This is a genomic window from Klebsiella sp. GG_Kp146, from assembly GCF_040061975.1.
GTDB classification, from domain to species: Bacteria; Pseudomonadota; Gammaproteobacteria; order Enterobacterales; family Enterobacteriaceae; genus Klebsiella; species Klebsiella quasipneumoniae.
This window is the reverse complement of record NZ_JBEAHA010000003.1, coordinates 218,663-240,060: the sequence shown is the minus strand read 5'-3', so window position 1 is coordinate 240,060 and position 21,398 is coordinate 218,663. Positions and strand designations below refer to the sequence as shown.

General features: G+C 59.6%; 21 protein-coding genes. 12 read left to right on the top strand and 9 right to left on the bottom strand.

Annotated features, from left to right (window positions below; genetic code table 11):
- Nucleotides 1–86: 86 nt before the first annotated feature.
- Together ABLU95_RS05650 and ABLU95_RS05645 are read right to left on the bottom strand one after the other, a co-directional pair.
- Nucleotides 87–1,469, bottom strand: coding sequence for a NarK family nitrate/nitrite MFS transporter (locus ABLU95_RS05650; RefSeq protein WP_065881626.1), 1,383 nt, complete (start codon nucleotides 1,467–1,469; stop codon nucleotides 87–89).
- 175 nt (nucleotides 1,470–1,644) lie between these two features.
- The gene (locus ABLU95_RS05645; RefSeq protein ID WP_032429166.1) at nucleotides 1,645–2,220 is read right to left on the bottom strand and encodes a TetR family transcriptional regulator; all 576 of its coding nucleotides are present in this window, start codon (nucleotides 2,218–2,220) and stop codon (nucleotides 1,645–1,647) included.
- A 119-nt stretch (nucleotides 2,221–2,339) separates the two neighbouring features.
- Between ABLU95_RS05645 and kmrA the strand changes: the two genes are divergently transcribed.
- Nucleotides 2,340–3,839 (top strand): efflux MFS transporter KmrA, encoded by a 1,500-nt coding sequence (gene kmrA / locus ABLU95_RS05640; RefSeq protein ID WP_348879004.1) that lies wholly within the window; start codon nucleotides 2,340–2,342, stop codon nucleotides 3,837–3,839.
- On the opposite strand, the gene ABLU95_RS05635 is transcribed toward kmrA, so the two are convergent.
- Nucleotides 3,834–4,670 (bottom strand): IclR family transcriptional regulator C-terminal domain-containing protein, encoded by an 837-nt coding sequence (locus ABLU95_RS05635; RefSeq protein WP_325084646.1) that lies wholly within the window; start codon nucleotides 4,668–4,670, stop codon nucleotides 3,834–3,836. The two genes, kmrA and ABLU95_RS05635, sit on opposite strands and share 6 nt — an antisense overlap.
- 171 nt (nucleotides 4,671–4,841) lie before the next feature.
- Between ABLU95_RS05635 and ABLU95_RS05630 the strand changes: the two genes are divergently transcribed.
- From ABLU95_RS05630 to benD, 7 genes are all read left to right on the top strand, one after another.
- Nucleotides 4,842–6,005 carry a muconate cycloisomerase family protein gene (locus ABLU95_RS05630; RefSeq protein ID WP_348879001.1) on the top strand — a complete coding sequence of 388 codons (1,164 nt, stop codon included), beginning with the start codon at nucleotides 4,842–4,844 and terminating at the stop codon, nucleotides 6,003–6,005.
- A gap of 19 nt (nucleotides 6,006–6,024) precedes the next feature.
- Nucleotides 6,025–6,315, top strand: a complete 291-nt coding sequence (catC, locus tag ABLU95_RS05625; RefSeq protein WP_023289855.1) for a muconolactone Delta-isomerase — start codon at nucleotides 6,025–6,027, stop codon at nucleotides 6,313–6,315.
- A gap of 69 nt (nucleotides 6,316–6,384) precedes the next feature.
- Nucleotides 6,385–7,311: a catechol 1,2-dioxygenase gene (gene catA, locus ABLU95_RS05620; RefSeq protein ID WP_048298680.1), complete on the top strand. Its 927-nt coding sequence runs from the start codon at nucleotides 6,385–6,387 to the stop codon at nucleotides 7,309–7,311.
- Nucleotides 7,312–7,420: 109 nt separating this feature from the next.
- On the top strand, nucleotides 7,421–8,803 hold the full coding sequence (locus tag ABLU95_RS05615; protein WP_348878999.1) for a Rieske 2Fe-2S domain-containing protein: 1,383 nt from the start codon (nucleotides 7,421–7,423) through the stop codon (nucleotides 8,801–8,803).
- Entirely contained in the window at nucleotides 8,803–9,288 is a 486-nt protein-coding gene (benB, locus tag ABLU95_RS05610; RefSeq protein WP_023289852.1) for a benzoate 1,2-dioxygenase small subunit, read from the top strand. Before ABLU95_RS05615 ends, benB begins: the two co-directional genes overlap by 1 nt.
- Nucleotides 9,289–9,297: 9 nt before the next feature.
- Nucleotides 9,298–10,314, top strand: a complete 1,017-nt coding sequence (gene benC, locus ABLU95_RS05605; protein ID WP_348878997.1) for a benzoate 1,2-dioxygenase electron transfer component BenC — start codon at nucleotides 9,298–9,300, stop codon at nucleotides 10,312–10,314.
- A gap of 9 nt (nucleotides 10,315–10,323) precedes the next feature.
- Nucleotides 10,324–11,097, top strand: coding sequence for a benzoate diol dehydrogenase BenD (benD, locus tag ABLU95_RS05600; protein ID WP_065881635.1), 774 nt, complete (start codon nucleotides 10,324–10,326; stop codon nucleotides 11,095–11,097).
- On the opposite strand, the gene yddG is transcribed toward benD, so the two are convergent.
- Entirely contained in the window at nucleotides 11,094–11,972 is an 879-nt protein-coding gene (gene yddG, locus ABLU95_RS05595; RefSeq protein ID WP_032453011.1) for an aromatic amino acid DMT transporter YddG, read from the bottom strand. The two genes, benD and yddG, sit on opposite strands and share 4 nt — an antisense overlap.
- A 225-nt stretch (nucleotides 11,973–12,197) precedes the next feature.
- Between yddG and fdnG the strand changes: the two genes are divergently transcribed.
- From fdnG to fdnI, 3 genes are read left to right on the top strand one after another with little or no spacing between them, the layout of a single operon-like run.
- Nucleotides 12,198–15,245 carry a formate dehydrogenase-N subunit alpha gene (gene fdnG / locus ABLU95_RS05590; protein WP_348878995.1) on the top strand — a complete coding sequence of 1,016 codons (3,048 nt, stop codon included), beginning with the start codon at nucleotides 12,198–12,200 and terminating at the stop codon, nucleotides 15,243–15,245.
- An 11-nt stretch (nucleotides 15,246–15,256) separates the two neighbouring features.
- On the top strand, nucleotides 15,257–16,141 hold the full coding sequence (gene fdxH, locus ABLU95_RS05585; protein ID WP_348878994.1) for a formate dehydrogenase subunit beta: 885 nt from the start codon (nucleotides 15,257–15,259) through the stop codon (nucleotides 16,139–16,141).
- Nucleotides 16,134–16,790, top strand: a complete 657-nt coding sequence (fdnI, locus tag ABLU95_RS05580; RefSeq protein WP_023289846.1) for a formate dehydrogenase-N subunit gamma — start codon at nucleotides 16,134–16,136, stop codon at nucleotides 16,788–16,790. The genes fdxH and fdnI overlap by 8 nt, the downstream gene beginning before the upstream one ends.
- A 95-nt stretch (nucleotides 16,791–16,885) precedes the next feature.
- Here fdnI and ABLU95_RS05575 read toward each other — a convergent pair whose 3' ends face one another.
- The 4 genes from ABLU95_RS05575 to ABLU95_RS05560 form a co-directional block, all read right to left on the bottom strand.
- A complete protein-coding gene (locus ABLU95_RS05575) occupies nucleotides 16,886–17,158 on the bottom strand; it encodes a CcdB family protein (protein WP_226327374.1) in 273 nt (90 codons plus the stop codon).
- On the bottom strand, nucleotides 17,158–17,346 hold the full coding sequence (locus ABLU95_RS05570) for a hypothetical protein (protein ID WP_050533435.1): 189 nt from the start codon (nucleotides 17,344–17,346) through the stop codon (nucleotides 17,158–17,160). The genes ABLU95_RS05575 and ABLU95_RS05570 overlap by 1 nt, the downstream gene beginning before the upstream one ends.
- A 178-nt stretch (nucleotides 17,347–17,524) precedes the next feature.
- On the bottom strand, nucleotides 17,525–18,343 hold the full coding sequence (gene ppk2 / locus ABLU95_RS05565) for a polyphosphate kinase 2 (RefSeq protein WP_023289843.1): 819 nt from the start codon (nucleotides 18,341–18,343) through the stop codon (nucleotides 17,525–17,527).
- Between the two features lie 86 nt (nucleotides 18,344–18,429).
- Nucleotides 18,430–18,867, bottom strand: a complete 438-nt coding sequence (locus tag ABLU95_RS05560) for a VOC family protein (RefSeq protein ID WP_348878993.1) — start codon at nucleotides 18,865–18,867, stop codon at nucleotides 18,430–18,432.
- Between the two features lie 278 nt (nucleotides 18,868–19,145).
- Between ABLU95_RS05560 and araJ the strand changes: the two genes are divergently transcribed.
- The gene (gene araJ / locus ABLU95_RS05555) at nucleotides 19,146–20,300 is read left to right on the top strand and encodes an MFS transporter AraJ (RefSeq protein ID WP_023289841.1); all 1,155 of its coding nucleotides are present in this window, start codon (nucleotides 19,146–19,148) and stop codon (nucleotides 20,298–20,300) included.
- A 6-nt stretch (nucleotides 20,301–20,306) separates the two neighbouring features.
- Here araJ and ABLU95_RS05550 read toward each other — a convergent pair whose 3' ends face one another.
- A complete protein-coding gene (locus ABLU95_RS05550) occupies nucleotides 20,307–21,398 on the bottom strand; it encodes an alkylhydroperoxidase domain protein (protein ID WP_343519041.1) in 1,092 nt (363 codons plus the stop codon).

Genomic DNA, 21,398 nt, shown 5'->3' with positions numbered 1-21,398 from the left:
GGCATCGTGCCACCCGGCCGGATGAGCGAACGAACGCGTACGCCGGATAAGGCGGAAGCCGCCATCCGGCAGATAAATCGTTATGGTTAAGCGGGTTTACGTCGGCCGTAGACCAGCCAGGTCACCAATACGCAAACCACATAAAAAACGAAAAAGACCTTCATCGCCCCGACCGGCGAACCGGTCATCGCCAGCGAGGTGCCGAAGGCTTTCGGGATAAAGAAGCCGCCGATGGCGCCAATTGCCGAGATAAAGCCCAGCGCGGCAGCGGTATCGGTTACGGCTTCATGCTGCGCTTCTTCTTCGCTGCCGCCGCGCTGCCTCACGCTCTCGATGGTGAGCTGACGGAAGATGACGGCGATCATCTGGAAGGTGGAGCCGCTGCCGAGCCCGGCGGTTAAGAACAGCCCCATAAACACCACGTAGAAGGCGAGGAAGCTGCCGGATCCGCTGCCCGGCAGGGTGAGGAACAGCAGACCGGTAAAGAGCGCCATCAGCACGAAATTGACCAGCGTCACCCGCACACCGCCCAGACGGTCGGAGATGATCCCGCCGAACGAGCGCGCCAGCGCGCCAATAAACGGTCCAAAGAAAGCCAGCTTGAGAATGTCGACCGCAGGAAACTGGGTTTTCGCCAGCATGGCGAAGCCGGCGGAGAAGCCGATAAATGAGCCGAAAGTCGCCAGATAGAGCAGGCTCAACAGCCACATATGCGGGCGCTTGAGTACGGGAAGCTGATCGCGAATCGAGGCCTTCGAACTGGCGATATCATTCATACCGAACCAGGCGGCAGCGGTGGCAAGCAGAAGGAGGGGTACCCAGACGAGCGCCGCATTACTCAGGGCCATGGTCGAGCCATCGGGCTGGGTGACGCCATGGACGCCGAGGAAGGTGAAGAGCGGCAGGAAGATCACCGCCGGGGCGACCATCTGCATCACGCTGACCCCGAGATTGCCCAGGCCGCCGTTGACCCCCAGCGCGCTGCCCTGTTTGGCTTTGGGAAAAAAGAAACTGATATTTCCCATACTGGAAGCAAAATTAGCCCCGGCAAAACCGCACAGCAGCGCAATAACAATAAATACCCAGAATGGAGTAGCACTATTCTGGATCGCCACGCCTAACCAAATACAAGGCACAATTAGGATCACTGTACTTAATACGGTCCAGTAGCGCCCGCCGAAGAGGGGTACCATAAAGGAGTAGGGGACCCGTAATATCGCGCCGGAAAGTGAAGGAAGTGCGGTTAATAAAAAAAGCTGGTCGGTAGTGAAATGAAAACCGACCTTATTAAGGTTGACCGCCACGGCGCTGAATAACATCCATACGCAGAAGGCAAGTAGTAAGCAGGTGACTGATATCCAGAGGTTTCTTCTCGCAATGGCCTGACCCTTGTTTTCCCAGAAGGCCTTATTTTCTGGCCGCCAGTTTTTCAAAAGGTAATGATTATCTTTCTCATTCTGTACCGACATATTGCCCTCTAATTGCCCGGAATGGAGTAAATAAATAAGGTCAACAGCTGAATACAAGGTGACGGTGAATAACCCTTAATTGGCGTTATCTAAAAAGCGTAGATAAAAAAAACGTGCTGTCGGAGAGCACGTGGAGAGCGTAACGGGATTAATTGTTACTAAATGTAAAATTTAACTAAAATAACTCCAGCGTAATCATCTTATTGACGTAACGGCTAAACGCCGTCTCGTCCAGGGTTTGGGTGCCGAGGGCGTAAATTCCGTCGAGGCCGCACACCAGGGCGATAAAACGCCAGGCGATATCCACCGGCGGCTCGCTCGAGTGAAACTCTCCGCAGGCGAGACCCTGTTCCACGATCGCCACGGTCTCGGCATGCCACATGGTCATGGTCAGCAGGTAGGCCGCTTTGATGTCCGGGTCGCTGTCGGCCAGGACCTGGCCTTCCCGCCACAGGCGGATATAGGGTTCCAGCCGGCCATCCTCGCTGCCGATCATCGAGAATAACCGCTCGCGCCAGCTGGCATCCTCCGCCACCAGCGGCATGTCGAGCATCTCGCGGATAAGACGGATGAACACCTGGGACTTCAGCTCGCCAATGGAGGCGAAGTGGTGGTGCAGTTGTCCGGCGGCCACCTGCGCCTCGCGGGCGATCTGCCGGACGGTCATGGCGCTGAAGCCGCCGCGCAGCGCCAGACGCATGGCGGCCTGCATAATTCCTTCCCGTCGCTCATCCCGCTGTAAATAGTGCATAGAACCCCGCTGATATCTGGCTTTGGCCGAGTGTAACAAAAAGTTGGACATGTGTTCAACAATCCGGCAGGATCGCCATCCTGGACATGTGTCCAAGTTCTAACATTGAGGTACACGTTATGTCACGGCAATGGATGACGCTGATGGCGATTTTGCTGGTTTATATTCCGGTGGCGATTGACGCCACGGTGTTGCATGTGGCCGCGCCGACCCTCAGCGTCGCGCTGGGCAGCAGTGGCAATGAGCTGTTGTGGATCATTGATATCTATTCATTGGTGATGGCCGGGATGGTGCTGCCGATGGGCGCCCTTGGCGATAAAATCGGCTTTAAACGTCTGCTACTGCTCGGCAGCGCTATTTTTGGCGTCGCCTCGCTGTGCGCCGCGCTGTCGCCGACCGCCCTGACGCTGATTGCCTCTCGCGCCCTGTTGGCGGTGGGGGCGGCGATGATCGTTCCGGCGACGCTTGCCGGGATCCGCAGCACCTTCGCCGAGGCCAGCCAGCGCAATATGGCGCTGGGGCTGTGGGCGGCGGTGGGCTCCGGCGGCGCGGCCTTTGGTCCGCTGGTGGGCGGCATGCTGCTGGAGCATTTCTACTGGGGATCGGTGTTCCTGATCAACGTGCCGATTGTGCTGGTGGTTATCGCCATTAACGCGAAAGTGGTGCCGCGCCAGCCCGCGCGCCGCGACCAGCCGCTGAACCTGCTGCAGGCGCTCATTTTGATTGCCGCGATCCTGATGCTGGTGTTTAGCGCCAAATCGGCCCTGAAGGGCCAGCTGGCACTGTGGCTCACCGCGCTGGTGGCGATCGGCGGGGCGGCGATGCTGACCTGGTTTATCCGCAAACAGCTGTCGGCGGCCCGGCCGATGGTGGATATGCGCCTGTTCACCCATCGTATTATTTTAAGCGGGGTGATGATGGCGATGACGGCCCTGATTACCCTGGTGGGTTTTGAGCTGCTGATGGCGCAGGAGCTGCAGTTTGTGCATCAGAAAACGCCGTTCGAGGCGGGGATGTTTATGCTGCCGGTGATGGTGGCCAGCGGCTTTAGCGGGCCGATTGCCGGGATGCTGGTGTCGAAGCTCGGACTGCGCGAGGTGGCTACCGGCGGGATGTTGCTGAGCGCCTTCAGCTTTCTGGGCCTGGCGCTGACCGATTTCAGCACTCAACACTGGCTGGCCTGGGGGCTGATGACGCTGCTGGGCTTTAGCGTCGCCAGCGCGCTGCTGGCCTCCAGCTCCGCCATTATGGCGGCGGCGCCGAAGGAGAAAGCGGCGGCGGCCGGGGCGATCGAAACCATGGCCTATGAGCTGGGCGCCGGCCTCGGCATTGCGCTGTTCGGCCTGATCCTCACCCGCAGCTACAGCGCCAGCATTGTGCTACCGTCCGGGCTGAATGAGACGATCGCGCAGCAGGCGTCGTCATCGATCGGCGAGGCGGTCAGCCTGACCCAGGCGCTGCCCGCCGGGGTGGCGGAGGCGCTAATGGCGGCGGCGAAGGCGGCCTTTACCCAGGCGCACAGCCTGGTGCTGGCGACAGCGGGGGTCATGCTTCTGCTGCTGGCCGCCGGGATCTGGCGCAGTCTCGCCACGGCGACGAAGCCGCAGTCGGCGCTATAGCTGTAGCGACAGGTCCATCGCCGCGCGACGTAGCGGGGCGAGGGCCTTCTCTTTTAACGCCGCGGCGCTGACCGTCGCAGCCGGCACTCCGACATTCAGCGCGGCCACCACCTGGCCATGACGCGACAGCACCGGCACCGCCAGCGAGCACAGGCCCACCTCTATCTGGCGGTCGGCGAGGGCATAGCCCTGCATGCGCACCCGATCAATCTCCGCGCGTAGCCCGGCCATATCGCACAGGGTGTGTGGGGTGTAGCGAATGAGCATAGCGCGTGACAGTGTCACCTCCAGCTGCTCCTCCGGCAGCGCGCTGAGCAATACGCGACCCATCGACGTCGCCCACGCCGGCAGACGGCTGCCGCGTCCGAGATCGACGCTCAGTAAATTATTCACCGCGGCGCGGGCGATATAGAGCACGTTATCCCCATCGAGCGTTGCCGCCGAACAGGATTCGCCGAGGGCTTTGCCGAGGCTATCCAGCGCCGTCTGCGCCACTTTCGCCAGCGGGGTGCCGGCGAGATAGGCATGGCCCACCGCCAGCACCCGGGGCAACAGCTCATAATGGCGGCCATCCGGGCTATGGACCATGCCCAGCGCGGCGAGGGTATACAGGCAGCGGCGTACCGCCGCGCGGGAAATTTGCGTTTTCTGGCTTAACTGGGAAATGGTCAGCCGCTGACGCTGCGGGGTAAAGGCGTTAAGCACCTCCAGCCCGCGAGCCAGAGACAGCATAAAGTTGGGATCGTGCTCGGCCTGCCTGGCGCTTAGGGTGGTGGGGGTATGGTCACGCATGGATTCCCTCTCCGTTGCATTGCAAAGCTCACGGGGCATCACTATACCGTGCGCAAACCGCACCGTCCTGAATTGTGCCGGTTTTACCACCGCGATCACATTATTAACCGCCTTTTAACAAACGTGCCGATAATCGCACAACATTTCGATTATCGCCGTTGACCACCCGCCAGACCGAACCCTATTGTCAATGGCACAGCCCTCCCCGTTATGGATGTGGGTACAAAAAGTTATACATCTCATCAGGAAGCGAAAATGACTGCCACCGTAGAAGGTATTGAGAGCTGGATTGTGGATGTCCCAACCATCCGGCCACATAAATTGTCGATGACCACCATGGGATGTCAGACGCTGGTGATCGTGCGCCTTACTCGCTCCGACGGCATCTGCGGCATTGGCGAGGCCACCACCATCGGCGGCTTGAGCTATGGCGTCGAGAGCCCGGAGGCTATCTCGTCGGCGATAACGCATTACCTGACGCCGCTGCTGCTGGGGCAACCGGCCGATAACCTGAATGCGCTGACCGCCCGCATGAACAGCGCCGTTAAAGGCAACACCTTTGCGAAGTCCGCCATTGAAACCGCACTGTTGGATGCGCATGGCAAAGCGCTGGGCCTGCCGGTGTCGGCGCTACTCGGCGGCGCGCTGCAAACGTCCTTGCCGGTGCTGTGGACGTTAGCCAGCGGCGATACCGCAAAAGATATTGCCGAAGGGGAAAAATTGTTAGCAGAGGGCCGCCATCGGGCGTTTAAGCTGAAAATTGGCGCCCGCGAATTAGCTACCGACCTGCGCCATACCCGCGCCATTGTGGAAGCGTTAGGGGATCGCGCCAGCATCCGCGTCGACGTCAACCAGGCCTGGGACGCCGCGACCGGCGCGAAAGGCTGCCGCGAGCTGGCGGCGATGGGCGTCGACCTCATCGAACAGCCGGTCAGCGCCCACGACAACGCGGCGCTGGTGCGGTTGAGCCAGCATATTGAAACCGCGATCCTCGCCGACGAAGCGGTAGCCACCGCTTACGATGGCTATCAACTGGCGCAGCAGGGCTTTACCGGCGCTTACGCGCTGAAAATAGCCAAGGCCGGCGGACCGAATAGCGTACTGGCGCTGGCTCGCGTCGCCCAGGCGGCGGGGATTGGCCTGTATGGCGGCACCATGCTGGAGGGGACCGTGGGGACTGTCGCCTCGCTGCATGCCTGGTCGACGCTGCCGCTGCAGTGGGGCACCGAGATGTTCGGCCCGCTGTTGCTGAAAGACGATATCGTCAGCGTACCGCTCTCCTTTGCCGACGGCGAGGTGGTGCTCCCGCAAACCCCGGGTCTTGGCGTCGAGCTGGATGAAGACAAACTGCGTTTTTACACCCGCCAGGCGTAGCGGGTAACAGGAGAAACACATGCTATTTAAAGTGGAGATGACCGTGAATATTCCGCTTGGTTTTCCCGTCGCCGAAGCGGAGGAAATAAAGCAACGCGAAAAAGCCTATTCACAACAATTACAGCGGGAAGGCAAATGGCGACATATCTGGCGCGTCGCCGGTCTTTACGCCAATGTCAGTATTTTCGATGTCAACGATGCCGAAGAGTTACATCAAATATTAATGGGATTGCCGCTGTATCCTTTTATGGATATTCGCGTCGAGGCGCTGTGCCGTCATCCCTCGTCTGTTCGTGACGACGATAGCTAATAATAATAACACCTGACCTTATGCCGGGGTGACCCGGGAAATACCCTACAACGATAAGAGAGAATAATGATGAGTAATGCTTTCGTACAACAAGAAGCCGTGCAGAAATTATTACGTGAAGGCGCGGGTTTACATGTCCCTGGCGGTAACGAACGTTTTAAAGCCATTATTCACCGTCTGCTGGAGAATATCTGTACGCTGATCGACGACTATAACGTCACCGAAGAAGAGTTCTGGCATGCGGTGAACTATCTGCATGCGCTGGGCGGCCGTCAGGAGGCGGCGCTGCTGGCGGCGGGACTGGGTCTGGAGCATTTCCTCGACCTGCGTCAGGACGCCATTGACGCGGCGGCGCGCCGGGAAACCGGCACCCCGCGCACCATCGAAGGGCCGCTGTATGTGGCTAATGCGCCGCTGGCGGACGGCCACGCCCGGATGGATGATGGCGCCGACGCCGGGGAAGTGATGTGGCTGCATGGCCAGGTCAACGATACCGAGGGCCGGCCGGTGGCCAACGCCATTGTCGATATCTGGCACGCCAATACCCTCGGCAATTACTCCTTCTTCGACCCGAGCCAGAGCGAATACAACCTGCGCCGGCGGATCCGCACCGGCGCCGATGGCCGCTACAGCGTGCGCAGCATCCTGCCTTCCGGCTACGGCTGTCCGCCGGATGGCCCGACGCAGAAGCTGCTGGATCGGTTAGGCCGCCATGGCAACCGTCCGGCGCACATTCACTTCTTCGTCTCCGCGCCGGGGCATAAACATCTCACCAGCCAGATCAACCTCAGCGGCGATAAATACCTGTGGGATGATTTTGCCTTTGCCACCCGCGACGGCCTGATTGCCGACCCGATCAAAGTGACGGACCGCGAGACTATCGCGCAGCGCGACCTTGAGGGAGAGCACACTGAGGTCTGTTTTGATTTCACCCTGTGTAAAGCGCTCAGCGCCGACGAAGAGCAGCGCGGCGCCCGCCTGCGCGCCAAAGCGTAATCTGCTGTAACGGCCCCGGGCATGCGGTTGCCCGGGCCAGACATTGCACCTGAAAGCAAACCATTCACCCGGTTTCTTTCATCCTGAATACTGCAGGAGGGACTGACTCATGCAAAAAACGCTATCAGCGCTTAAAGAAAAAATTAACAACGCCTTAATTGTCGATCGTGAAAACCATATTTACCGCTGCCACCGTTCGATATTTACCGACCCGCAGCTGTTTGAATTTGAAATGAAGCATATCTTTGAAGGTAATTGGGCGTTTCTCGCCCATGAAAGCCAAATAGCCGAACCGGGGGATTATTATACCCTGACGCTGGGGCGTCAGCCGGTCATTATTACCCGCGATAAAAAGAACGAGCTGCATGCGTTAATTAACAGCTGCGCCCATCGCGGCGCGATGTTATGTCGACGGAAAACCGGGAATAAAAACTCATTTACCTGTCCGTTTCACGGCTGGACCTTCAGCAATAATGGCAAACTATTAAAAGCCAAAGATGAAAGCACCGGCGGCTATCCTGACACTTTCAAACAGGAAGGATCGCACGACCTGCAAAAGCTGCCGCGTTTTCAGTCCTATCGCGGTTTCTTATTCGGTAGCCTCAATGCCGACGTGCAGCCGCTGGAAGCCTATCTCGGGGAAACCTGCAAAATCATCGATCTGATCGTCGACCAGGCGCCGGAGGGGCTGGAGGTGCTCAAGGGATCGTCGAGCTATGTGTACGAGGGCAACTGGAAGCTGGGCGCAGAGAACGGCGCTGATGGCTACCACGTGAGCGTGGTGCACTGGAACTATGCCTCCACCATGTCGCGGCGCAACTATGAAGCGGAAGGCACCCATGCGGTGGACGCCAACGGCTGGTCAAAAAGCCTCGGCGGCGGCTACGGATTTGATAACGGCCATATGCTGCTGTGGACCCGGGCGCTGAACCCGGAGGTGCGCCCGGTGTATGCCCACCGCGAGCGCCTGCAGGCGGAATTCGGCGAACTCCGCGCCGACCAGATGGTCAACGAAACCCGCAACCTGTGCCTGTACCCCAACGTCTATCTGATGGATCAATTCTCCACCCAGATCCGCGTCATTCGTCCGCTGGCGGTGGACAAAACCGAAGTCACTATCTGGTGCTTTGCGCCGAAGGGGGAATCCGACCAGGCGCGGGCCCTGCGCATCCGCCAGTACGAGGATTTCTTTAACGTCAGCGGGATGGGGACCCCGGACGACCTCGAAGAGTTCAGCGCCTGTCAGCGCGGCTATCTCGGCGAAAACCTGGCGTGGAGCGATCTCAGCCGCGGCGCGCTGCGCTGGGTCGACGGTCCGGATGAGCATGCGCAGCACGCCGGATTTCATCCGCGCTTAAGCGGCGTGAAATCGGAGGACGAGGCGCTGTATATCGCCCATCACCATCACTGGCAGACGCTGATGCTGGCGGCGATTGAACAAGAGCAGCAACGCTATGACCAGTCGATCACCCAGCGCGTGGAGGTGGCCTGATGCTGAACCTCGAACAGGTACGCCAGTTTCTCTACTACGAAGCCCGTCTGCTGGATGATCGTCAGTGGGATGAATGGCTCAGCTGCTACAGCCCGCAGGTCGTCTACTGGATGCCGGCGTGGGGCGACGATGACCAGCTGACGCGCGATCCGCAAAAAGAGATTTCGCTGATCTACTATCCCAACCGCGAAGGGCTGGAGGATCGCGTCTACCGCATTAAAACCGAGCGGTCCGGGGCCAGCACGCCGGAGCCGCGGACCACCCATATCATCAGTAACGTCGAGCTGCTGGGGGAGAACGATGAAGGGCTGGAGGTGCGTTACAGCTGGGTGACCTGGAGCCACCGCTATCAGCACACCGACGCCTTTTTCGGCGCCACCTGCTGCACGCTGACCGAGCAGGACGGCAGGCCGCAGATCGTGCGCAAAACCGTGCGCCTGAATAACGATTATATCCGTCAGGTGATCGACGTTTACCACATTTAAGAGGCGCTTATGACCTTCACTATTGCTCTTAATTTTGAGGACGGTATTACCCGCTTTATTCAATGCCATGCCGGAGAGAAAGTCCTGGATGCCGCCTATCGGCAGAAGGTGAATTTGCCGATGGACTGCTCGGACGGCGTGTGCGGCACCTGCAAATGCCACTGCGCCAGCGGGGAATACGCTCTCGGCGACGAGTATCTCGACGAAGCGCTAAGCGACGAGGAAGCGCAGGCCCGCCAGGTGCTGACCTGTCAGATGGTGCCCACCAGCGACTGCGTAATCGATGTGCCGGTGGTTGCCGCCCAGTGTAAAACCGCCCTGACGAACACCGGGGCGCAGGTGCGGCAGGTGAATTGTCTGTCCGATACCGCCGTCGAGCTGGTGGTCGCCCTCGATGAGCCGCTGGACTTCCTGGCGGGGCAGTACGTCAACATCCAGGTGCCAGGCACGCCGCACGTTCGCGCCTATTCCTTCAGCTCCCGCCCAGGCTCGGCAGAAGGACGTTTCCTGATCCGTAACGTGCCCGGCGGCATGATGAGCCAGTGGTTAACCCGGCAGGCGCGGCCCGGCGATCGCCTGATCCTCAGCGGCCCGATGGGCAGCTTCTATCTGCGCCATGGCGAACGTCCGCTGCTGATGCTGGCCGGCGGTACCGGGCTGGCGCCGCTGCTCTCCATGCTCGAGACCCTGCAGGCGCAGAACAGCTCGCGCCCGGTGACCCTGCTGTATGGCGTCACGCGCGACGGCGACCTGGTGAAGACCGAGGCGCTGGAGGCATTCCGTCAGCAGTTAACCCACTTTCGCTGGCTGCCGGTGGTGGCGGAGGAAAACAGTGCCTGCCCGCAGCGCGGCTTTGTCACCGATCATCTTGACGACGCCATGCTGAATAATGGCGAGGTCGATATCTATCTTTGCGGCCCGCCACCGATGGTCAACGCGGTCGCCACGGCGCTGCGCGAGCGAGGGATCGCCCCGGCGGGCTTCTGGTACGAGAAATTTATCGCCAGCCAGAGCGCGGCGGCATAAGGAGGTAGTATGCGTTTTCGCGATAAAGTGGTCGCCATCACCGGCGCGGCCCAGGGCATTGGCCGCCAGACCGCGGAGCAGGCGGCTGCGGAAGGCGCGGCTCTGCTGCTCATCGATCGCGCGCCCTGGGTGCGCGAGCTGGCGGCGACCCTGGCGCAGTCCGGCAGTCAGGTGCTGGCGCTGGAGGCGGACCTGGAACAGTGGTCGAGCGCCGAGCAGGCGTTTGCCGACGGGGTCGCGCATTTTGGCCGCATCGATGTGCTAATCAATAACGTCGGGGGGACCATCTGGGCGCGGCCGTTTGCCGAATACCAGCCGGACCAGATTGAGAAAGAGATCCGCCGCTCGCTGTTTCCCACCCTGTGGGGCTGCCGCGCGGCGCTGCCCTGGATGCTCAAGCAGGGCAAAGGCAGCATCGTCAACGTCTCATCGGTGGCGACGGCGGGGGTCAACCGGGTGCCTTACTCGGCGGCGAAAGGCGGCGTCAATGCGCTGACCCGGTCGATTGCCATGGAGTACAGCGGCAGCGGCATCCGCATCAATGCGGTCGCGCCGGGCGGGACGGAGGCGCCGCCGCGCCTGACGCCGCGTAACGACGAGCAGCCCGGTGAGCAGGAGAAGGCGTGGTATCAGCAGGTGGTCGATCAGACAGTGGCCAGCAGCCTGATGCACCGCTACGGCACGCTGGCGGAACAGGCGAACGCGATCCTGTTCCTCGCCAGCGATGAGGCTAGCTATATCACCGGCGTGACCCTCCCGGTGGCGGGCGGCGATCTCGGCTAACGGCGGGTCGCGTACCAGCAGAGCAGGGAGCCGAGACACACCATCCCGGCCCCCTGCCAGAAGGGCCACGATAGCGCGGCGCTAAGCAGGATCGCCGCCAGCGCGGAGGAGAGCACCGGCGTGAAGTAGGAGGCCGCCGCCAGCAGGCTGACGTTGCCGTGGAGGATCCCCACGTTCCACGCGGCGTAGGCCAGACCGAGCGCCACCGCTACCGTCAGCAGCTTGATGCTGACCGGCCAGCTAAAGACCATCGGCGGCTGCGGCGTGGCGAGAAACTTCAGCCACAGCGTCAGCGCGGTTAACAGGACGAACAGGGTAATGGCATTTTTGCCGCGGGCATATTTGGCCGTCACCGTGCAGTAGGCCGCCCAGATAAAGGCGCCGATAAAGGCCAGCAGATAGCTGAGCGGACTGGAGATGACGTTGCTGATAATCTCGTCCAGCTGCAGGCCGTGCTCACCCCCCAACACCCAGCCGACGCCAAGCAGGGCGAGAAGCAAACCGGGGATCACCAGCCAGCTGCTTTTCTGACCATTAAACAGGATGGCGAACAGGATGGTCAGGCTGGGCCACAGGTAATTGACCATCCCCACTTCAATGGCCTGCTGACGGCTGGCGGCATAGCCCAGGGATAGCGCGAGGCAGATTTCATAGCTGACGAACAGCGCGCTGCCGGCCAGCAGATAGCGGCGCGGGATCTGGCGCAGGTTAGGGAAACCGACGGTAAAAATCAGCAGCAGGCCGCTGAGGCTGTAAATCATCGCCGCGCCGCCGACCGGTCCCAGTCCTTCGCTGACGCCGCGAATCAATCCGACCATGGTGCTCCATAAAATAATGGCGGCGAAGCCGATGGTCGTGGCTCTCTTTTTCTCCATGCTTATCCTGAGGGTTACGCAAATGCAGCCGGCATATATATCATCTTTTTACCGCCGCGGGGCGAAATTTTCCGCCATGGGTAATCCCTAGGGATTAGTGAAAACGGCCGCGGCTGGCGATTAAGGGGGCGTTGGTTTTGCTCCTTGATTTGACGCAAATTTTCCTGGGATTTTGCTGTTAGTTTCCTCCGCGCGATGAATCAACATCCTGCATGGAGGAATGCAATGGACGTCAGCCGCAGAAAGTTCTTTAAGATCTGCGCAGGCGGTATGGCCGGAACCACAGCTGCCGCCCTGGGCTTTGCCCCCAAAATGGCGCTGGCTCAGGCACGCAACTACAAATTGCTGCGTGCGAAAGAGATCCGCAACACCTGCACTTACTGCTCCGTTGGCTGCGGGCTATTAATGTATAGCCTCGGCGACGGCGCGAAAAACGCCAAAGAAGCGATTTACCATATTGAAGGGGATCCGGACCATCCGGTGAGCCGCGGCGCGTTATGCCCGAAAGGCGCCGGCCTGCTGGACTATGTCCACAGTGACAACCGCCTGCGCTACCCGGAATACCGCGCGCCGGGATCTGATAAATGGCAGCGACTCTCCTGGGATGAAGCCTTCAGCCGCATCGCCCGGCTGATGAAAGCCGACCGCGACGCCAACTTTATGGAAAAGAACGAACAGGGCGTGACGGTTAACCGCTGGCTTTCCACCGGCATGCTGTGCGCTTCGGCAGCAAGTAATGAAACCGGCATGCTGACGCAAAAATTTGTGCGTTCGCTCGGCATGCTGGCGGTAGACAACCAGGCACGCGTCTGACACGGACCAACGGTAGCAAGTCTTGCTCCAACATTTGGTCGCGGTGCGATGACCAACCACTGGGTGGATATCAAAAACGCGAACGTCGTGGTGGTGATGGGCGGCAACGCCGCGGAAGCCCACCCGGTGGGATTCCGCTGGGCGATGGAAGCGAAAAACAACAACGACGCCACGCTTATCGTTGTCGACCCGCGCTTTACGCGTACGGCGTCGGTGGCGGATATCTATGCGCCGATTCGCTCCGGTACCGACATTACCTTCCTGTCGGGAGTCCTGCTGTACCTGATCGAACATAACAAAATCAATGCCGAGTACGTGAAGCACTACACCAACGCCAGCCTGCTGGTGCGGGATGATTTTGCCTTCGAAGAGGGGCTGTTCAGCGGCTATGATGCGGACAAACGCCAGTACGATAAATCGTCCTGGAACTACCAGTTCGATGAAAACGGCTACGCCAAACGCGATGAGACGCTCAGCCATCCGCGCTGCGTGTGGAACCTGCTGAAGCAGCACGTTTCCCGTTACACGCCGGAGGTGGTCGAAAACATCTGCGGTACGCCGAAAGCGGACTTCCTCAAGGTGTGCGACGTGCTGGCCTCAACCAGCGCCGCCGATCGCACCACCACTTTCCTGTATGCCCTGGGCTGGACGCAGCACACCGTCGGCGCGCAGAACATTCGCACCATGGCGATGATCCAGCTGCTGCTCGGCAATATGGGCATGGCCGGCGGCGGCGTGAATGCCCTGCGCGGTCACTCTAACATTCAGGGACTGACCGACCTTGGCCTGCTGTCCACCAGCCTGCCGGGCTACCTGACGCTGCCTTCTGATAAGCAGCCGGATCTGCAGACGTATCTGGCGGCCAACACGCCAAAAGCGACCCTGCCGGACCAGGTGAACTACTGGAGCAACTACCCGAAATTCTTTGTCAGCCTGATGAAGTCCTTCTACGGCGAGGCGGCGCAAAAAGAGAACGACTGGGGCTTTGAGTGGTTACCGAAGTGGGACCAGGCTTACGACGTGATCAAGTACTTCAACATGATGGATAACGGCAACGTCACCGGCTATATCTGCCAGGGCTTTAACCCGGTGGCGTCGTTCCCGGATAAAAACAAGGTGGTTCGCAGCCTGAGCAAGCTGAAGTATATGGTGGTTATCGACCCGCTGGTCACCGAAACCTCGACCTTCTGGCAAAACCACGGCGAGTCGAACGATGTCGACCCGGCAGCCATTCAGACGGAAGTCTTCCGCCTGCCGTCCACCTGCTTTGCCGAAGAGGACGGTTCGATCGCTAACTCTGGCCGCTGGCTGCAGTGGCACTGGAAAGGTCAGGATGCCCCAGGTGAAGCACGTAACGACGGCGAGATCCTGGCCGGGATTTACCATCGTCTGCGCGAACTGTACCGCACCGAAGGCGGTACAGGCGCTGAGCCGCTGCTGAAGATGGGCTGGCACTACAAACAACCGGACCATCCGGAATCGGAAGAAGTTGCCAAAGAAAACAACGGCTACGCGCTGGCGGACCTGTATGATGCCAGCGGTGCTCTGGTGGCGAAGAAAGGCCAATTACTGAACAGCTTTGCGCTGTTGCGCGATGACGGCACCACCGCGTCGTCTTGCTGGATCTACAGCGGCAGCTGGACGGAGCAGGGCAACCAGATGGCGAACCGCGATAACGCCGACCCGTCGGGTCTGGGCAATACGCTGGGCTGGGCCTGGGCGTGGCCGCTCAATCGCCGGGTGCTCTATAACCGCGCGTCAGCCGACATCAACGGCAAGCCGTGGGATGCGAAGCGGATGCTGATCCAGTGGAACGGCAGCAAGTGGGTCGGGAATGATATTCCGGACTTCAATACCGCGCCGCCGGGGAGCAACACCGGGCCGTTTATCATGCAGCAGGAGGGGCTGGGTCGTCTGTTCGCACTGGATAAGCTGGCGGAAGGGCCGTTCCCGGAACACTACGAGCCGATGGAAACCCCGCTTGGCACTAACCCGCTGCACCCGAAGGTGGTCTCCAGCCCGGTGGTGCGTGTGTATGAAGAGGACGCCATTCGCTTAGGTAAGAAGGATAAGTTCCCGTACGTCGGGACCACCTATCGTCTGACCGAACACTTCCATACCTGGACCAAGCATGCGCTGCTCAATTCCATCGCGCAGCCGGAACAGTTTGTCGAAATCAGCGAAGGGCTGGCAAAAGCGAAAGGCATCGCCAACGGCGACCGGGTAAAAGTCAGCAGCCAGCGCGGCTTTATTCGCGCGGTGGCGGTGGTGACGCGCCGTCTGCAAACCCTCAACGTCAACGGCCAGCAGGTGGAGACCGTCGGGATCCCGCTGCACTGGGGTTTTGAAGGCGTGGCTCGCAAAGGCTATATCGCTAACACCCTGACGCCGAACGTCGGCGATTCCAACTCGCAAACGCCGGAGTACAAGGCGTTTCTGGTCAACATCGAGAAAGCGTAAGGAGCGATTCAATGGCGATGGAAACACAAGACATTATTAAACGCTCCGCGACCAACCCGATCACGCCCGCACCGCGCGCGCGGGACCATAAGGCGGAAGTCGCCAAGCTTATCGATGTCTCCTCCTGCGTGGGCTGTAAAGCCTGCCAGGTGGCCTGCTCCGAGTGGAACGACATCCGCGATGAGTTGGGGCACTGCGTCGGGGTGTACGACAACCCGGCGGATCTCAGCGCTAAATCCTGGACGGTGATGCGCTTTAGCGAGACCGAACAGAACGGCAAACTGGAGTGGCTTATCCGTAAGGATGGCTGTATGCACTGCGAAGAGCCGGGCTGCCTGAAGGCCTGCCCGTCCGCCGGGGCGATTATTCAGTACGCCAACGGCATCGTCGATTTCCAGCAGGAAAACTGCATCGGCTGCGGCTACTGCATTGCCGGGTGTCCGTTTAACGTCCCGCGTCTCAATAAAGAGGATAACCGGGTCTATAAATGCACCCTGTGCGTGGACCGGGTCAGCGTCGGTCAGGAACCGGCGTGCGTGAAAACCTGTCCGACCGGCGCGATCCACTTCGGTACGAAGAAAGAGATGCTGGAGGTGGCCGAGGAGCGGGTGGCTAAGCTGAAAAAACGCGGCTATGCCAGGGCCGGGATTTACAACCCGCAGGGCGTCGGCGGCACCCATGTGATGTACGTCCTGCATCATGCCGACCAGCCCGAGCTTTATCACAAGCTGCCTGCTGCGCCGAAGATTGATACCTCGGTGGAGCTGTGGAAAGGGATCCTGAAGCCGCTGTCGGCGGCGGGCTTTATCGCTACCTTTGCCGGGCTTATCTATCACTACATCGGTATCGGGCCAAATAAGGAAGTTGACGACGACGAGGAGGAGCATGATGAGTAAATCGAAGATGATAGTACGCACGACCTTTATCGATCGTGCCTGTCACTGGACGGTGGTGATCGCTTTCTTCCTCGTGGCGCTATCGGGTATTTCGTTTTTCTTCCCGACCCTGCAGTGGCTGACGGAAACCTTCGGTACCCCGCAGATGGGGCGTATTCTGCACCCCTTCTTCGGAGTGCTGATTTTTATCGCCCTGATGTTTATGTTCGTGCGTTTTGTCCATCACAACATCCCTGATAAACAGGATATCCCCTGGCTGAAAGGCATTGTGGAGGTGCTGAAAGGCAACGAGCATAAAGTGGCGCGGGTCGGTAAATATAACGCCGGGCAAAAGATGATGTTCTGGACCATCATGAGCATGATTTTTGTGCTGCTGGTGACCGGCGTGATTATCTGGCGTCCCTGGTTTGCCCACTATTTCCCGATTCAGGTGATTCGCTACAGCCTGTTAATTCACGCGACGTCGGCCATTATTCTGATCCACGCGATCCTTATCCATATGTATATGGCGTTCTGGGTGAAGGGGTCGATTAAGGGGATGATTGAAGGCAAGGTCAGCCGCCGTTGGGCGAAGAAACATCACCCGCGCTGGTATCGCGATGTCGAACGTCTGGAGGCGATCAAAGAGAGTCGCGAAGGGATGAAGTAAGCCGTCTGGCCAGGAGGCCCGCTCCAGTTTTGCTGGAGCGGGTTTATGTGTTAGTGATTAATGCGTCCATCGCTGATATCACGGTCGTTCTTTCTTTAGCCAAATTGCAGATAAAAATATTTTTTATCCAGCCTTTGCTTTGCCACGCTGGTGATTGCCGGCGCGTTGATGAACAGTTTCTCAAACTCCATATTAATAACCGGGGCGGCAGCATGATAATGGCCGGTCAAATGAGAATGATAGCTCAGCGGCACAATTAAACGTGTGCCAAGGTCATTAAAATAATCATGTTGGATTACCATTAAATAAGGTTGAAACGCATTGGTTCTCGATGATGGGTTACGAAAAATATCAAATTGTGCCGCCATTAAATCCCTCCGAAAAAAGGATCCTCTGACAACAACCCTGCACGGGCAGTGAACTCATTCAGTGCCTTAATGAATTCCTGGTCTTTTCGGCGTTTGTCCGCATCGACGATGGTAAGTGACTGGTTTTGCGGGTTAAACGTTGTTGTGCGATCGCGATTCTGTGACTTGTTAACGGCATTCTGTTTCATTATCTGCTCCTTGTTGTTGGCGAGCTGATTATCACGCGGTGTGCGATGAAAAGAAATACCTGGTTCGGATTTGTTTTTTATTTTGCGAGACAACTTCCAGAGGAAAGCAACCGCATGAAATATTCATGGTTATGGTAATAAACCCGGCGCTGGCATTAACCAGCGCGGCGGGAAATAATCAGAACTTCTCCGGAATAAAGCGGAAGGGGAAATTGGTCTGTTTCATTTTGCCCATTTTGCGCTTCGGCAGCGTGACATGCTCCACTGGCAAGGCTTCGTAGGGGATCTGTGACAGCAGGTGGGTGATGATATTCAGACGCACTCGCTTTTTATCTTCGGAGCGGGCGACGAACCACGGCGCCCAGGCGGTGTCGGTGGCGGCGAACATGGCGTCGCGGGCAGCGGTATATTCATCCCAGCGGTTGAAAGACTTGATGTCCATCGGCGAGAGCTTCCAGATCTTGCGCCCGTCGTCGATGCGATCCCGCAGGCGCCGCTCCTGCTCCTGCGGAGAGACCTCCAGCCAGTACTTGAGCAGGATAATGCCCGACTCGACCATGCCGCGCTCCACCATCGGCGCGCCGTCGAGGAACTTCTGCACTTCCTCCGGGGTACAAAAGCCCATCACCCGTTCGACGCCGGCGCGGTTATACCAGCTGCGATCGAAAATCACGATTTCGCCAGCCGCCGGGAGGTGCTTGATATAGCGCTGAAAATAGAGCTGACTTTTCTCGCGTTCGGTGGGCGAGGGTAAGGCGACGACCCGGAAGATCCGCGGACTGACGCGCTCGGTGATCGCCTTAATCGTGCCGCCTTTGCCGGCGCCGTCCCGGCCTTCAAAGACGATGCACACCTTCAGCCCTTTATGCACCACCCAGCGCTGCAGTTTTACCAGCTCAACGTGGAGCTTGCGCAGCGCCTTCTCGTACGCTTTATTGTCGAGCGGGGCGATCTTCACCGCCGCGTCGACAGGATGACCGCTTTTCTTATTACCCATCGCCATGCTCCGTGTTGCCGAGGTATCCCTTTGAAGTGTAATCCTTCACTGGCGTGGCGGTGGAAAATATTCGCGCCCGGGACGGGCTAGCTGACGTTCCCCGCGGCAATGACTTCCAGCCCCACTCGCTGCCCCCATGACAGCTCCAGGGTGTTACCGTCCGGGTCGGCAAAGAAAGCGAAATAGCCCACAGGATCGCCCAGCTGCTCCGGTTCCCGGCGCAGAACGCCTTCCCGCCGCGCCTGGGCGACCTTCTCATCGATCTCCTCCTGGGTGGCGCAGGCGACGCCGAGATGGCCGAACGGACCCAGCGGCGTGTCGGCAGGGCCATCACTTTGCACCAGCACCAGGGCGAAAGGTCGGGTGCGATCGCTGAGCCACGCCACTTTACGCGCCGAGGGGAGGTTGGGTTCGCGCTGGTGAATAACGGTCATCGCCGTGTAGCGGGTATAAAAATCGATGCTGCTGGCCAGACAGCGGACGGTAAAGGCGACATGGGTAAAGCCAACATCAACATTTTGCATGGATGATTCTCCCGAGGTGAACGATGTCTCGACTTTACAACCTCAAGTTAACTTGAGATCAATCCACAATGTGTCCCTGCGTGCCCACCAATTTTTACAGGGAATTATCCACCGCCAGGCGCCTCTGCCGCCAGCAGGACCGCCAACGGCGGCGCTGGCGAGCGCATGAACGAATCAGGCCGTTGTATGGAGGATACTGTCGTCGGGCGTTTTTAGCTGGTGTGGCGAGGCGGGATGGTCAATAATGCCGGCCGTCTCTCAATACCCCTATAAGATGTATGAAAAAAACGATTTTTTCACTGGCGCTGGGCACTTTCGGACTCGGCATGGCGGAATTTGGCATTATGGGCGTGCTGCCGGACATGGCGCGCGATGTCGGGATTTCAATCCCCGCCGCCGGCAATATGATTGCCTGGTATGCCTTCGGCGTGGTGATCGGCGCGCCGATCATGGCGTTGCTCTCCAGTCGGTTTTCGTTGAAATCGGTGATGCTGTTTCTCGCCGCCCTGTGCATTCTCGGCAATACCCTGTTTACCTTCTCCAGCAGCTACGCCATGCTGGCGCTTGGCCGGCTGGTTTCCGGGTTTCCCCACGGGGCTTTCTTCGGCGTGGGGGCGATCATCCTGTCGAAAATCGCGCCGCCGGGGAGGGTGACCGCCGCGGTGGCGGGGATGATCGGCGGCATGACGGTGGCTAACCTGGTGGGCGTTCCCGGGGGCACCTGGCTTGGGCATCATTTTAGCTGGCGCTATACCTTCGCGCTTATCGCGGTGTTTAACGTCGCGGTGTTTATGGCCATCTTCTGCTGGGTCCCTACGCTGTATGATCGGGCCACCACCCGGCTGCGCGAGCAGTTCCGTTTCCTCGCTTCCCCGGCGCCGTGGCTGATTTTTGCCGCCACCATGTTCGGCAACGCCGGGGTGTTCGCGTGGTTCAGCTATATCAAGCCCTTTATGCTCAACGTTTCCGGCTTTGCCGAAAGCCGGATGATGCTGATTATGATGCTGGCGGGGCTGGGCATGGTGGTCGGCAACCTGTTCAGCGGCAAAATTTCCGGGCGCTACAGTCCGCTGCGCATCGCGGCCATCACCGACGGGGCGATCGCTGTGACGCTGCTGCTGATCTTTGCCTTCGGGGAGCATAAAATCGCTTCGCTGACGCTGGCGTTTTTCTGCTGTGCCGGGCTGTTCGCCCTGTCGGCGCCGCTGCAGATCCTGTTGCTGCAGAACGCCAAAGGCGGCGAGATGCTGGGGGCGGCAGGGGGGCAGATCGCCTTTAACCTCGGGAGCGCCATCGGCGCCTTCTGCGGCGGAATGATGATTGCCCAGGGCTTCGGCTGGAACAGCGTGGCGCTCCCCGCCGCCACGCTGTCGTTTCTGGCGATGAGCGCCTTGCTCATCTACGGCCGCCATCAACGCCGACAGGCTTGCTAACGATGCTTACTCACGCCAGGGCTCGCCGAGCGTCAGCATCAGCCGGTTGGCCCAGGCGAAAAAGGCCGCTGACTGCAGCAGATCCAGCTGGGCCAGAGTATCTAAGCCCTGTTCATCAAGCGCTGCCAGATGGCTGGCATTCAGCGCGGGCGGCGTCACCGATAGCGCGGCGGCGGCGTCGATTTCCGCCTGCCAGCGCGGCGACTGCCCGCCGCGCAGATCCTCTCCCGGCGTCACTGCCAGCAGCGTGTCGACGGCAGTCTCGTCCTTCGCCAGCTGCGCCGCTTTGCGGGCATGCACCGAGGCGCAGTAAATACAGCCGTTGATTTTACTGGCCACCGTGGCGGCCAGTTCACGTTCGGCGCGCGGCAATCCCCCCGGGGTATAGAAAATGCCTTTATCGGTCAGCGTCCGCTGCTCCAGCACCGGCTGGTTGCGCGCCAGCAGGCGGAAGTAGGGCGAATCGCTATGGCCATATTTGGCCAGAATCGCCTGTTCTTCAGCGCTAAATTCCGCCAACGGTTTATCCGCCAGCCAGGGTTCCCAGTGCAGCTCCTCGCGGGTGAAGCGCACCGGGGCCGCTTTGCCGCTCTGCGCGTGCGGGGTGGTGTGCCAGTACCCGGCCACCACCGGCGTGTCGGCGCTGACGATGGGCTGGTGGTTGAGCGCCCGCAGACCCAGCAGCAGGCGGCTCTGGAAGCTGACAAAGGCCACCAGCTGCGCCAGGGTGACGATGCCCCGCAGGCTCCAGCCCGCGTTTGTCAGAACCTGCAGCGCGCCGGGTGTCGCTTCGACGGGGGTGAAGGTCAGCAGGCGGGCAAAGGCCAGCGCCGGAACCAGACGATCCGTGGTCGGATCGGCCAGGCCGAAGCCGGCATAGTGCGCCGCCAGCGCGTCCGCCTGATGGAGCTTCGCCACCTTTGCCGCCACCGCGAAGCGTTCATCGAGGGGAAAATCGGCGTCCTGCTGGCTGAACAGCACTTCATAACTTCCCTGCGCATGTCGGGTAGCGGCATCGCGGACTGCGCGCGCCTGGTCGAGCGGGGAACCGGCGGCGATCTCCGCCAGTTCGGCCAGAATATCCTGACTCAGCGTCAT